This window comes from Bartonella gabonensis, from assembly GCF_903679515.1.
Classification (GTDB): Bacteria; Pseudomonadota; Alphaproteobacteria; order Rhizobiales; family Rhizobiaceae; genus Bartonella; species Bartonella gabonensis.
This window is the reverse complement of sequence record NZ_CAHOYM010000038.1, coordinates 1-14,087: the sequence shown is the minus strand read 5'-3', so window position 1 is coordinate 14,087 and position 14,087 is coordinate 1. Positions and strand designations below refer to the sequence as shown.

Annotated in this window: 6 protein-coding genes, 2 tRNA genes and 2 pseudogenes; 5 read left to right on the top strand and 5 right to left on the bottom strand. The window is 35.7% G+C overall.

What is annotated here, in order from left to right:
• Positions 1-2: 2 nt before the first annotated feature.
• The 3 genes and pseudogenes from HWX04_RS06880 to HWX04_RS06870 all read left to right on the top strand — a co-directional run bounded on the left by HWX04_RS06880 (position 3) and on the right by HWX04_RS06870 (position 4,013).
• A pseudogene (locus HWX04_RS06880) lies at positions 3-1,155 on the top strand (multidrug effflux MFS transporter).
• Between the two features lie 256 nt (positions 1,156-1,411).
• The gene (locus HWX04_RS06875) at positions 1,412-2,143 is read left to right on the top strand and encodes an alpha/beta fold hydrolase (RefSeq protein WP_175869413.1); all 732 of its coding nucleotides are present in this window, start codon (positions 1,412-1,414) and stop codon (positions 2,141-2,143) included.
• Positions 2,144-3,206: 1,063 nt separating this feature from the next.
• Positions 3,207-4,013 (top strand): N-acetylmuramoyl-L-alanine amidase, encoded by an 807-nt coding sequence (locus tag HWX04_RS06870; protein ID WP_175869412.1) that lies wholly within the window; start codon positions 3,207-3,209, stop codon positions 4,011-4,013.
• A gap of 951 nt (positions 4,014-4,964) precedes the next feature.
• Here the strand turns inward: HWX04_RS06870 and HWX04_RS06865 are convergent.
• On the bottom strand, positions 4,965-6,179 hold the full coding sequence (locus HWX04_RS06865) for a porin (protein WP_175869411.1): 1,215 nt from the start codon (positions 6,177-6,179) through the stop codon (positions 4,965-4,967).
• Between the two features lie 314 nt (positions 6,180-6,493).
• Here HWX04_RS06865 and HWX04_RS06860 point away from each other — a divergent pair.
• Positions 6,494-6,584 (top strand) — tRNA-Ser (locus tag HWX04_RS06860).
• 354 nt (positions 6,585-6,938) lie between these two features.
• Here HWX04_RS06860 and HWX04_RS06855 read toward each other — a convergent pair.
• A pseudogene (locus HWX04_RS06855) lies at positions 6,939-8,158 on the bottom strand (MFS transporter).
• A 1,458-nt stretch (positions 8,159-9,616) separates the two neighbouring features.
• On the opposite strand from HWX04_RS06855, the gene HWX04_RS06850 reads away from it, so the two are divergent.
• Positions 9,617-10,114 (top strand): hypothetical protein, encoded by a 498-nt coding sequence (locus HWX04_RS06850; protein ID WP_246257563.1) that lies wholly within the window; start codon positions 9,617-9,619, stop codon positions 10,112-10,114.
• A 1,664-nt stretch (positions 10,115-11,778) separates the two neighbouring features.
• Here HWX04_RS06850 and HWX04_RS06845 read toward each other — a convergent pair.
• From HWX04_RS06845 to dapB, 3 genes are all read right to left on the bottom strand, one after another.
• Positions 11,779-11,863, bottom strand: a tRNA-Leu gene (locus HWX04_RS06845).
• Positions 11,864-11,977: 114 nt separating this feature from the next.
• On the bottom strand, positions 11,978-12,598 hold the full coding sequence (locus HWX04_RS06840; protein WP_175869409.1) for a 2,3-bisphosphoglycerate-dependent phosphoglycerate mutase: 621 nt from the start codon (positions 12,596-12,598) through the stop codon (positions 11,978-11,980).
• Positions 12,599-12,626: 28 nt separating this feature from the next.
• The gene (dapB, locus tag HWX04_RS06835; protein ID WP_175869408.1) at positions 12,627-13,439 is read right to left on the bottom strand and encodes a 4-hydroxy-tetrahydrodipicolinate reductase; all 813 of its coding nucleotides are present in this window, start codon (positions 13,437-13,439) and stop codon (positions 12,627-12,629) included.
• Between the last annotated feature and the right edge of the window lie 648 nt (positions 13,440-14,087).

The following is a 14,087-nucleotide window of genomic DNA, read 5'->3' as shown; positions in this document are numbered from 1 at the left end:
TTATTATACTGATTATTTGTTTATTTACAGGGGGATTGATCTCTACAGATATTTTTTTACCAGCACTGGGAGATATGCGTCAGTATTATAAAGTGACACAATCTCAAATTCAAAGTGCAGTGGCTGTTTTTTGTTTGCATTGGCATTGGGGCAGCTTATTTATGGACCGCTCAGTGATAATTTTGGACGTAAAAAAACACTTTTATTAGGCTTATTCTTGTGGTTATTCATGATAATTGGTGTGATTTATACAGTTCATATTCATGCTTTTCTTTTATTACGTTGTTTTCAAGGTCTTGGAGCTTGTGCAGGGCTTGTCTTAAGTCGCGCGATTATCAATGATTTATTGGATAAAAAAGCAGCAGGAAAACTTTATTTGATTGTTTTCCCTTTTATTGGAATGTCGCCAGCACTTGCACCGTTTATTGGTGGACTTTTGATACAAACTTTTCATTGGCAGGCAACTTTTATCTTTTTAAGCTTTTTTATATTTTTGACTATTTTACTGTGTTGTCTTGTGCTCACCGAAACTCTACCTCCCCACAAGCGACAGCCGTTTTTTCCGATAGGATTTATGAAGGGATATTTAGACGTTCTCAGAAATAAACAATTTATTTTTTATGCACTTATTCCATGTTTTTCTTACGCGGCCTATTTTGCTTATATTGTGGAGTCGCCTTTTTTGCTCACGACTTTGGGGTTATCGCCGATACACATTAGTTATAGCTATATTGGTGTCGCCGCCCTATATTTTGGGAAATTTTTGGGTGCGGTGGGTTTTTGAACGCGAGTCTATGGAAAAGACTGTGGGGAGAGGGTACATTATTTTTGCTATCGGGGGGGCTTTTTGCTTTGCAAATGTATGTAAGTCCATGGCCTCTTGTGACAAGTTTTATGGAGATTGCTGTTCTTACTTTTGGTAATGGTTTTTTATTACCCTTAGGGACAGCATTGGCTATTTCATTGCATCCGAAAGCTGCTGGAGCCGCCTCTGGTGTTATGGGGTCTTTGCAATTGGGAAGTGCAGCGGTTATCGGAAAGATCTCTGGTCATAGCCCACGAGCTATGGCAACTTTGTTAGCAGTGTGTTGCATGATTGGTTTTATTATTTATATTCAAAAAGCGCGTCATTTTATGACCTCAGAAATAAGCTGAGTAAAATGATAAAAAGAGCATTATGCAGAAATATTTCTGATGTTTTACATGATTGAAGACTTTGTTATGGAATGATTTTTTTATTGCGTTGTTGGATTGAATGGGGTTTAAATTGGTCATAAGCTTAGTTTGAATCTCATTGGTTGTTATGGGGGTATTTTGTGGGTGTAGAGTTTCATACCTGTATTTTCATGACATTTTGGGGAAAGAGTTTGGGCTATAAGACCTATTTTCAAGCAAGAGGCGGAATTGATCAATGAGCCTTCCTGTTGTTATTCTTTCTCCTGTGATGCCAATTTGGGATGAGGGGGCTTTTTGTTCTCCATTGATAAAGCTCTGTGTGATAAAAGGATTCCAAGTGACGCTGCTGGATACACTTTCGCTTTTTCCTAAGAGTTCTTATTTCCGCACTTATTCTGCTATCGAAACTTTATCTTTTATGGTAGAAAAACTTGAAAAGTATTTTAAAGAACCTACAGTGCTTGTGGGATTTTCTATGGCTGGAATGTTAGTACAAATATTGGCAGCACGGCTTCCCAATGTTCAAGCTGTACTTGCTGTCAATGCTCCTGGCTATCCAGATAAGCTTTTGCAACAGCGCCTTGGAAATATTTTGATTCACTTAGAAAATAATGATTTGGTGGGAGCTTTGGAAACACTGAATGTTTTTATGCATTCTTGCGGCATCATTAAAAAAAGAGCCGCTTTGGAAATTCCACAAGATCAAAAAGGCATGGCCATTGAACGGATGACAAGAGGATTTAAACTCTTATTGGCATTAGATGCTAGAGATGAGATTCTTAAGTATACGGGGAAGTTTTTAGCATTGGTGGGTGAAAAGTCGCTACTTGCAACCGTTGATAATCAAACAAAAAGCCAATGTGTCAATCATGAATATCGAGTAATTTCTGGGGCTGGTACGCGTTTGTGGGATGATAATCCTGTTATGACGAATGCAATCGTTAGCGAATGGATAGAGGGATTATGAAAAAGAAAGTTTTTGGGTCATTGCGTAATGGACTGGGACCAGAAATCCGTGAGGGGGTATTGGAGGTCTTAAAAAGACCATGACAGGTGCTCATTGAATTCACTTATGGTGATAAGGGGGCGGGATGTTGGAAACAGGAAGGGGATTGTTTTCCTCCAGTGACTTGCTAAAAAACTGAATGCGATGCTTTTTTGCTTGGTGCTGTAACCAGTCAAGGAGAAGCAGCAAAAGGAATTTCCCCTTCATTGTAAGAGAGTGTCAATCTCCGTATTTTTCTCCTGTTTTTCCTTGTTGCCAAAAGTTAGGTCTGTTTGCTGATAGATGTTTCGTAAGATACCTCATTGGTTTTCAGTCACCTTTTAGTTTTGTGGTATCAGCGAAAATACTGAAGGTCTCTATGCTGGATTGGAGTTTTGTGGTGTTACTTTTCTAATCCCCAATATTGCAATGGATTTTGCTCTTTAGATTAAGAGGATAAGATATATGCATCATACAATGTTGTTTTTATCTAACCATTAATCTTTACTTTTGATGTGAAAATAAATGGCCTTGATTAATCCAATAGAAGAGGATTTATCTGGCTTTTCTATCTAAGATGTAAAAAAAAGATTAATGCTCATTATAAATTAATGTTGTTATCTTTTATTAAGAGCATATGAAAGAAATCCATAGACTTTATGTTCATAAAAGGTTTTAAATAATCGATATTTTTTATAAATTAAGATGAGATATTGTGAAAAGACAAGGCACAGTATCATTGATAGAAAAGCTTTGCAAATTTTATTGAAAAATATGTCCGTGAAGCGTTGATTGCGAATATGTGTTGCTCAGTTATTTGGTCATCAATTGCTGTAAAGCACCCAAAAAGTTTTTCCTTTATGCGTAGGTGAGAAGAAATAAAAATGGGTCCTTGATTGTTGATAAGAGGATTGATGTTGTGGATGAACAAAATTTTGACGTAATTCTTAGTGTTTAAATGGCAAGTTCATTGCTTTTTTCAACGGTTCGTGTCCTATCTGTTGTGATACGCGTTGGTTTTTAAAGCTAAAAAGAAAGTGCTTTTATGTATCGGATTGATTATAACAGTTATCGTTCTGTCAAGAGTTTTAATCGTCGTGTTCGTTTTCTTGTCATGCATTATACGTCTCTTGATTTTAAAGCATCGGTCATGGCACTTACAGGAGAAAAGGTGAGTGCACACTATCTTGTTCCTGATCCTTCAGAGCAGACATATCGTGATGCTGGATTTAAAGATATGCGTATTTTTAATCTGGTTGATGAAAACGAGCGTGCATGGCATGCAGGTGTTAGCTCATGGGCTGGGCATAGTCATCTCAATGATAGCTCTATTGGGGTTGAAATCGTTAATTTAGCAACGAGCCATTCTAAGTCTTCAAAAGGGAACGCTGATTTAATGAAGCCTCATAACGAGGAGTTTAGCTTTTCTCCTTATAATCCAATACAAATTGATGCCGTTAAAGAGCTTGCATTGAATATTCTTCAACGGTATCCCGATATTATGCCAACGAATGTTGTGGGGCATAGTGATATTGCCATTGGGAGAAAAAGTGATCCGGGAGCAGCTTTTCCATGGAAAGAACTTTCTAGGGCAGGGATAGGGGCATGGTATGATGATGAGCCCAAAAAACGCTATCAAGAACAATTCTCTAAGAGTTTTCCGCTCAAAGAGGAGGTTTTGGCGAAGCTGAAATGTTATGGATATGATATTTCAGCGGCATCTACTGAAATAGGGTACAAAAATTTGATCCGAGCTTTTCAACTTCATTTTCGTCAAGAAAATTATGATGGGATTCTCGATGTGGAAACAGCAGCAATTCTTTATGCATTGGTTGATAAATATTTTTCGTGAATTCAGTTTATTTGAATTAAAAGATATTTTATGATGATATGTGAGCGCTTATTTTTTGCTGATTGGCTTCATATAAAAAGAGCATTTATCGTTTTAAAAATTTTATGTATGGTATCAAGCGTTTCATGTCATGAAAACATGACTCTATGGAAAGTTTTATAGTTTGCAGAGATGAAGTTTTGCTGTTTCTTTGTCTTTAATTTTTCTTCCTTTAAAAACATGCCAATTAAGAACGAGTAAAGTTAAGATGTTGTCTATAATGGGATCATCAAGATAGAATGCTTCAAATAAAATGGACTCCTATTGCATATTTACTTGTTTGTTTTAGGAAATATTTTTCGGTGTGTGTCACACAGATATTTTACAACGGCATTCGTAAAGAAGATAAAATCCTCTGTGAAGTGTATTGTTTATCATCATCTTTTTACGTTTCATAAAAGAGCAGCCTAGTACCATTATACACTTTGTTCGCTCTCAATGTTGCACGACAGTCTTTAACTTTTGAAACGTTCATAAACATTTGTCATTCTTTCTTGTTCAGTTTTATTTATACGCTAACCCTTTTTGTGACGTATGAGGGGATGGGATGAGCTCCTTAGTTCAGTGCAGTTAAATGAATATTTAGGGTAGAACTTATCTGAGAAGATCATACCTTACAATTACAAAGGTTCGGTGTAATTTACCAAAAGAAAGATCAATTGGGTCATAAAGCAATGGGGTACACTTTAAAGAGCAAGGAAGAGATTGTTTGAATTGATGGGTAATACCGTATGAAGAGGTTTTATCAAGCACATAAGGTTAACTTTTTGAGAATATTTTTGTGAAACTAAGTCGTTTTTGTCAGAAGGATAAGAAAATAAGTATCAGGAAAGGGTACTTATGATATTGGATTTCAAAAATAAAAACTGGCAACGTATGTTGCCAGTTTTTCAAAGCTATAGCCTAATGGAATTAGAATGAACGTTGTAAACGGATCATACCTTGGAAAGCACTTTTTCCATTAAAGAAATGTTTTTCATTATCATTTGCATCCTTTATAACGCGATCATCGTTCCAAGAGACGTAGGTCAATTCAGGTGTAATCACAAGCCCTGGAACCAGCGTATATGCAATATTGACAGACGTTGCAAAGGTTTTTACAACACTATAAGAAATTTGAGCATTCAAATCTGCTTTTGGCGTAAGTTTATAAGTGGCACCCGCCCAAGCAGCCCATTTACCGCCCCAGTTTGCATAGATCGTTGTGCTTTTTCGTGATAACTCATGATCTTCATTTTCTGTATAGTAATCAAGGCCATTTTTATAGCCAGCCATTACCCATAGGTTAAAACGGTCGTTAATATTGAAATCTGCACGGACTTTTCCACCCCATTTTTTGTAGTAAGCATCATATGCGGCAACGGCTGAAAAACCACCCCATTTTTGCATAAACTTTATACCCACAACCACATTGGGGGTGTAATTTTTAATTGCTTTACTTGGAAGAGTATCTTGAGTGACAGGAACAAGTTCTCCATTTTTCTCAATATAGAAACCTTGCATTTCTCTTGTCTCTTGTATTTTAGGAAGAGTATCTGCATTATTGCCTACTTCAGCTCCGATAATAGCAGAAAAACCGGAATCACCACTAAAGGTGTAGGAAATAAAACTGGTACGTGTTGTGCCAGCAGGTGCTACGCTGTCATCATTGAAAACATTTCCATAACCACCAGTCCAGCTGTTGAAAATGGTATCGTCAAGACCTACACGAAAACCACCAAGTTCAATGTAAGCGGCTGCAAGTCTTCCAGCAGCTTTATCATTGCCATCACCCCAGCTTGAGGAAATTCTCGCATATGAGCGAAGGGTTCCCATTTCTGTTTCAGAAGCGGCTTGAAATACAAGGGTAAGTCGTGAGGATGAGCCGTAGGTTTTTCTTTTGTTTTTCAGTTCTGCTTCGGACGTTGCACCGATATTATCACCACCGACAAAATCAGCACGAACACTTCCTGACAAACGCATGCAAGTTTCTGTTCCAGGGATATAGAAATATCCTTTTCCATAGGCATCACAAACGCGAACATATTCTATCGGTTCAGGTTCGGCAACAACTGTTGAAGCAGCATGTGCTCCAGAAATTGCTAAAAAAGCTGCTGTAGAGCTTAAAAAGAGGGACTTAATATTCATATGGGATCTCCGAGGTCCGTTTAATTTTCTTCTAAAGAATATCACTTGCCTAATACATTAAAGACAAAGTCATAAGCAAAATACGCGGTACTTATCATTCTAGCTATACTAATCTTTTTAGAGTTTCAAATATGAAATGACCTTTTCGTAATGTATCTATGTACTATTCGAAAAGATGTGATAAAAAAGACACAATTTTTGCTTTATTAACTTTTTGTCCTTATGGAAACAATAAAGAAAAAAATTTCAGATATTTGGGAAAAAAAATCGAAAATGTCTTGAACTTTCTATTGATACCATTTATGCAATTCCTTGGAGAGGTGGCCGAGCGGTCGAAGGCGCTCCCCTGCTAAGGGAGTAGGGCTCAAAAGGCTCTCGAGAGTTCGAATCTCTTCCTCTCCGCCATTATTCAATGAAATCAGTGCATTATATAGTAGGCTTAGGGATTTTGAGTCCGTGTTACAGTCTTTCTTGACTATGAGTGTTTATAAAAGGACTCTTTTCTTTCTCAATCGTTTTTACTCATACAGTTTTTGCTGCTTATGATGTTCACGCGAATGATTTTTGTTGATTCAAGATAAAACAGATTTGAAAAATCTTAGAATATTTGAGTGTAGTAGATTATCATTATGAATTGTTGCTTTATGAGCACGTTGTCTGTTGAAAGCTAGATATGTCAAGGGCCTAAAGAAGCTTTTATCTCTTTTAAAAGAAAATCTTTTAGAAAAAATTATCGGTGATAATTTTATCGTTTTCCTCTCATGAAGACTTTTGAGCGTGCTTCATCCATATTATGATGACCAAGCCACACATGAAAAAAGTAAGAGTTGGTAATATGAGATAATAAGATGGCAAAACTTTTGCAGGAAGAAAAGAAATAATACTTAATACGGTAATTGAAAATATTCTTCCGCTAAAAGATACAGCACTGACAACACCAGAAATATGCTGCGTTTGTGTTTGGTTTAGTTCTGAAAAAAATAAGCTTTTTGCTCCTATTGGTACGGTACAAATAAATCCATGGATTAAAGAGAAGGCAACGACGGATGCAGCTGTTTGATTGTTATGAACTAAAAAATAGAGCGCTATGCACATCAGAGAAGAAAAGAAGGAAAAATACTTGATAGAATTCTTATATTTTTTATCAAGAACATGATACTTAGACATTAGTAAATTTGAAAAATATTGCGCTGAAAAGGCTTCAATATGACAGCACATGAGGACCAACATTTGCGAACCGTTGAGGTGATCAATTTTTTCTCCTGAAAGGATAATTGGTTGCCAGAAATGATAAATAATCTGAATCCCAGCACTAAAAAAACACATGAGGAAAATAAACCGTGCACCTCCCACGGTGTTTTGAAAGATCCAGAGCGTTTCCTTTGCATTGTGCAAGATTGTTTTTGTTTTGTGTGTTTCAATCACCGATTTCTTTTCTTCAGGAATAATAAGGAAGACCAAAAAATAAACCCCATCATGAGGCATGGGATGATATATCCCATAAAATATTGTCCAGAGTAATAGATCGTTCCAATGCCTACAATCCCACTGAGAATACTTCCGAAAGAGTTCACTTGGTGATAAAGATGCTCATAATGCGAAAAGTGATCGTGTTTATCGCCAAGAGAATGGTAAATCCATCCGTCAATGGCGCTGACAATGATGCAAATGCCTGCTGAATAGAGAATTTGTGCAATAACAAGTGCTGTCATATTGGGGGCTTGAGGGCAGAGAAGATAAAACATTCCCATCATAAAAACGCCAGATATTACAGAATATTTACGTCGATATTTGTCCGCTAAAACAGCACAAGGAAAATCAAGCAGTAGAATAGTTGCGGAAAAGACAACTTGAAGTAGTGCCAATTGCGCAAGACTTACCCCCCTAGACATTAAAAAAATCGCATGGTAGACACCAATGAGCATGCGTACGGCATTATAGGAGCCATAGGTGAGAGCAAGGGTGCGTGGGCTGTTCATTGTATTATTCCGTAGAATGTACATTGAGAATTCTCACTGAAGAGAATATTTTCTGTAAAGAGTTAGCGGCTTCATATTCCCATCTAGGGATTAGTGGTAAGCTGTTTTCATAAGTAGCCCCAAATTTAAAAGGTGCATTGGTCTATATGGTACCTCAAAGCGTATTAATGAGGGAAATTGCTTGTGGGTCTGTTGCTTCCATAGAAACCATTTTCTCTAGATCTGTGAAATGAACCCAAGACAGCAAGATCATTGACACAATCAGAATTTACAGAGGAGCATTTATTTTTTACAGACCATTCATCAAGCCATTCTCTTTGCGGATTAGGTAAAATAGCAAAAATGATCCATAAATCTGTTTGGGCTAATTTTTTGATATCTTTTTTATGTTCATCAACTTTTGTATCCTCCCTATTTCTTTCTGACTGTTTCTCCGTATCAATTTACGTCTAAAAAATTGTTTCGCAAGGTTCGTTATTTCGATAACCGTTACTTTTATCATGGAAACACCCTAAAAGAGTGCTTATTGAAGCATATTACAGACAGAACAAAACAATAGCTCAAACTCAGAAAATCAAACGTGTGACGAAAGCTTTCTTCTCATGATGAATAATGGTGAATTTTAAATTTTATCTATTATCTTTTTTGTGATCGACTGCGCTGTAAGAAAAATCAAATTCCCCTAATTTATGCTTCTAATTGATCATAAAGTTCTTTTCGCCTGCTTCAAAACGGCATCTTTTTACGAATAATAATATATACTGCTCCTAAATTATATCTTTGCTCACTCCTTGCCCCTGCTGATTAAATCAATCTTTCTCTCGAAAATGCTGCTTGAGAAAAATGCGTCCTATCAGTTTAATACTCTATGATCTTTTAATTAATTTAAGAAATATAGTATTAAAATATACTATCGCAAATAAATAAATTTGAATTTTTGTAAAAAAAACGCAATTTTTTACTGCTGTTGTTAAAACCAAATCTATATTAAAAGTAATCTCTATAACATTGATTGTTTTTATCAATTTTATATATAACTTATTTCATAAGTGTCTCTATATTTATTAATCAAAATATTATTTTTGATTTATTTATAATATTATATTAAATTCTTTTTCATTCACGTATAAAGGGATTAAATTTCTTCCATAGAGATAAAGAGCTAAACAGAAAAGTGTATAACTAATCTATTGAATAAATTAATTTTTATAGTTTAATTTCATAGAATATTTCATTGATGTACAATTTATCCCTTTTTATTTTTATCGTAGATTATTCTAAATAGATTTAATAAATTCCATTACGAATCTTTTGATAAGAATTTATGTGTTTATTTTAAGGTGTTTTGTACGAGAAAATAGAAAAATGTTTACAAAAAAAATTCTGTTGAGAGAAGGCTTATTGCTTATCATATTTTTGCACACATATTTTGTGTCTGCTTCATATGGCTATACGAGTGTGGATAAATTATTCTGTTCTCAAGTTGTTAAGGAACGGGATGAAGCTGTTCAGAATCTCGATTCAGTCGCGTTTGAAAAAGCAAATGCTGAACGGGGGTGGAGGGATACCATGAAGTTAGTAGGGATAGCGGTAGAGGATTTTAAGAGAATAGCTCTTGAACAGCAAGAACTCTATTTGGCATTGCTGAAAAATATGCCAAATAACAAACAGCTTACTTATAAATATGAGATAACGCAAAAACGAAATGCTGCAATCTTTGAGCGGATCGAGAAGTTTTTTACTCTATTTGAACATGTTGAGAAAAGAACAGAAGCCTTTCGAGCTGGAAATGAAGCTGATCAGCTTAAGGATCAGGCTCAGTCATTACATACTTTAGAAGTGATTTCTAAACATCATAGACATGTTGATGAGCTCAATAAAGAACTTGAAAGGCTCAATCACGAAGTTGATCGTTTAAACAACAAACTTCAAGGTTTGAAGAAAATATCTCGATAAAAAAACAAAAAGTTGTTCATTGATGCAATGGGGAAGAATGCATGAGAAGATGAACAACAATTTTATTGAAAAAGGAATGATCAATGGGATTTGCAATAATACTTATCATCTCCGTTATGGTTATTATAGGAGCTCTTTGTTTTTTGTGTAACAGAAACTGTGAAAGAGCGGAAAAAGATAGATGGAAAAGATATAGAGAAGCACAAGAAATACGCTCCGAAAATGAAGAATAAAATGAGACTGGTATGACAAATACAAGAAATACAACCATTGTATGAGACGCTGCAAAATCCAGATCATAAGGTGTCTCTTCAGCTTTTGACAAAGAATCTAAAGGTTTAGCGTTTAAAGAGGCTATGATACTTTCATCGAAAGATTATAAAATAATCTTTTGCCTATTTGTTATCAGTTTGGCTGTGGACTCTGTTATCCAGATGTTGGATGAGACCATTGTCCAAGTATTGGATGGGATCAGAGAGTTCGATATTCTTACTCTTATATGTATTTTTATCGCATTTATTTCGTTATGCTTTTTGATAGCTTCCCCGATTATTTTAATTTTATACATGCGATTGACGAAGAAATTGAAAAAATACTTTAGCAATTAGAAGACACTCTTCAGCGGTGAGATAAAGCTTTTGCCGCATAAAAAAGGGAAAGAAAAATAACGGCTCTTATAATATTATTTTTTCTCGCCATTATAATTATTGGTTGTGTTTTAAACATAGCGATCATTATGCTTTATTATTCTTTTATTAAGCATTCCAGATTGTATAAAAAGGTCGCTGTAGAATTAGAAAAAGTGATTAAAGAACGAGATGCAGAAATCGAGGGATTATTCGAGAAAAAACAATAAAAGGGGCACAAGGACTCGAATTTTTTATAGCACTCGTTTTGAATATAGAGATGTGTAATACTCGTGATTCAATAGATTGTCTCATGTTTTAGAGAGAAAAAAAGTGGGTTCAAAAAATAGAACTCAGATCTGTGATCAGAGTTTTCTCTTAGTAATGGGTGATTGTACGCTTTATGTTTCTACGTTTTTTATTGATTCATGGTGGTGTAAAAAACAAACTCTCCTATTATCATTGATAATAAACTATTTTGAGTTCGCTATTAAAAAGTATTCTCTTTACCAATGAGAATGTGTACAGATATTTTAAGGATGTATTTCCGTTTTCTTCTACTTTTCTTATCAAATAATTTTTTTTTGAAAAGTGATTTTTAGAAAAGAGAATTTTTCTTATTCGTTATAGTCTGTATAATCTATTTTCTTTGAATTTTTATGGTCCATCATTTTGTGGTGATTTTTCAATTTTATTGGATTTGAAGTTTAATGAGTTTGGGGTGTTTTGTTGAATGACAAACAACAGAGCGTAAAAATTTTTCCTTATGATTTTAAAGGGTATAGGTTTTTAAACATTCAAAGCTCATTTATTTTGAGGCTGAATGATTGTCATAAGAGAGATCTTTAAAGATTTTGTCTTTTAGAAGTGCAGACCATTTGGGCATTAAGGATGGCAAAAAATACCTTCAAAAGAAGTTCTGATTTACAACAATTAAGAGGCGTGTGGGAAAATTCCATCCTCTTATGTTTATTTGCATCTCCCTCATATAAAAAAACATGTATAAAATAAACAAWTCACTTTTGATATAAAGTTAAATGGTGCCCGGAAGAGGACTCGAACCTCCACGCCTTGCGGCACAGGTACCTGAAACCTGCGCGTCTACCAATTCCGCCATCTGGGCTTATAAAAATCATCTAAGCGTGTGAAGCAATTCTGTCAATAAAATTATAGAATTTATTTTCTTCGTTTAAAACGATTGAATTAAATTTTTTGGGAGCATCATGATTGTGAAAATTTAAGGTGTGATGATTGTTTTTGATGAAATAGTGGAATCGGGATTAAAGGTGTAAAGAATAGGAATACCGGTCGCTAATTCTTGAGATATAATTTCCTCTCCGGAGAGACCTTCAAGCGCCATAATAAGAGCACGAAGAGAGTTTCCATGCGCTGCGATCAAAACAGTTTGAGAGCGCAAAATATGAGGCTGTATATGGTAAAGATAATAGGGCCAAATCCGTGCACCGGTATCGCGTAGGCTTTCTCCATTCGGGGGTGCAATCGTATAGGAGCGGCGCCACATTTGTACCTGCTCTTGCCCCCATTGTTGGAGCACTTCATCTTTATTTAAACCAGAAAGATCACCATAATTACGTTCATTTAATGCGGAGCTTTTGATTACTTCTAAATCTGATTGTTCCATTTGCTCTAAAATGTGCTGAGTTGTTTTTTGGGCACGCTGTAGGGCAGATGTGTAAGCGATATCAAATTTCAAACCAGATTCTTTCAGTTTTTTTCCTGCTGCTATCGCTTCGGCATGACCTTTTTCTGTTAAATCGGGATCTTTCCAACCCGTAAAAAGGTTTTTGAGATTCCATTCGCTTTGTCCATGACGGATGAGTACAAGTGTGCGTCCCATTATGAAGTGCCTCTATTTTATTGATTGTTTAAAATTCATCGTTTAATCCCAAGACATCGAGCATTGAATAAAGACCATTTTCATGGTTTTTTGCCCATAAAGCTGCTTTTAACGCGCCATTGGCAAAGATGGAGCGTTCTTGCGCTGTATGGGAAAGAACAATGCGCTCATGGGAACCAGCAAAAATAACACTGTGTTCGCCAACGACTGTTCCCCCCCGTGAACAAGAAAAGCCAATGGAGCCTTTTTCACGTTTCCCTGTATGACCATTGCGTTCGTTGACACGCACATTTTGCAGCATAACATCGCGACCTTCAGCCGCTGCTTGGCCAAGAAGAAGAGCCGTTCCAGAAGGAGCATCAACTTTATTCGCATGATGCATTTCATAAATTTCGATATCAAAATCATCGGCTTCTAATGCTTTGGAAGCCTTCTTTACAAAGTTGGCTAAAAGATTTATTCCAAGGCTCATATTTCCGGATTTGACAATTGTGGTATATTTTGCAAAGTCTGCGATTTTTTCTTCTTCTGTTTTGCTAAATCCTGTGGTGCCGATAATATGGACAAGTTTTTTTTGAGCAGCATGGTGAGCATAAAAAATACTGGCTTGGGGGTGGGAAAAATCTACAATACCTTCTGTATTTGAAAAAGCACTTTCAGGATCATCCGTGATGCGAATCCCAAGAGAATCTGAACCAATTAATGTACTGGCATCTTTTCCTACAAAAGCTGAACCTTTGCGTACAAGAACAGCACAAAGCTCTACATCTTTCCTCTGCCGGATTGCTGTAATGAGTTCACGTCCCATTCTTCCATTTGCACCAACAACTGTAAGGCGCATTTTTTATCTCCTTATGATACTTTACTGCCCCATAGTATAGGCAAATTCTTGACTTCTTTCCAAGCGTTCTTTGTTCTTTATAGGAAAAAATTTTTCCTGCTTTAATTTATCCTTTTGTCCTGTAAAATTCTATTGTTTAGGGTAAGTGACATAAGATTTACAAATTTACAGAGAAATGTGTTTTGTTAAAGTGTGTGATGAATAGGGTGAGGCTTGCTTGTAAAGCCTAATGGGATTTGTGCATTGCTTGACACTTTTATTTCTCCCATTTTTAAATGGGGGCACGTCCTTCATGCAAAATAGAACACTTCAAATAAAAACACTTATGGTGCCAATTTATGCGCTTGTCTTAAAGAAATATGTCTTAATGTTCTGAAGCTCGTTTTATGATGGTGCGCCTGAAGGGGTATAACGAGAAAGTCTCCATGAATAATCTAAAATCTATTCTGCTCTGCTACGCTTCATAAAAGCGCAAATTATCATACATTTTGCCAGCTCTTAGACCTTAAAATGATTCATCGACCTTGTTATTCTTTTTTTAATATAATTTTTTCACAAACCAATCCCGCTTATGATGCATAAAAAAAAGATTTTAATTGATTCAAATTTGAGGAGGATCATGCGTGAAAAGTATTTGAAGTTTATGAT

Bases quoted from the DNA above. Each gene is read 5' to 3' on its own strand.
- HWX04_RS06865 (WP_175869411.1), bottom strand. From the start codon at position 6,179: ATGAATATTAAGTCCCTCTTTTTAAGCTCTACAGCAGCTTTTTTAGCA.
- HWX04_RS06870 (WP_175869412.1), top strand. From the start codon at position 3,207: ATGTATCGGATTGATTATAACAGTTATCGTTCTGTCAAGAGTTTTAAT.
- dapB (WP_175869408.1), bottom strand. From the start codon at position 13,439: ATGCGCCTTACAGTTGTTGGTGCAAATGGAAGAATGGGACGTGAACTC.
- HWX04_RS06840 (WP_175869409.1), bottom strand. From the start codon at position 12,598: ATGGGACGCACACTTGTACTCATCCGTCATGGACAAAGCGAATGGAAT.
- HWX04_RS06875 (WP_175869413.1), top strand. From the start codon at position 1,412: ATGAGCCTTCCTGTTGTTATTCTTTCTCCTGTGATGCCAATTTGGGAT.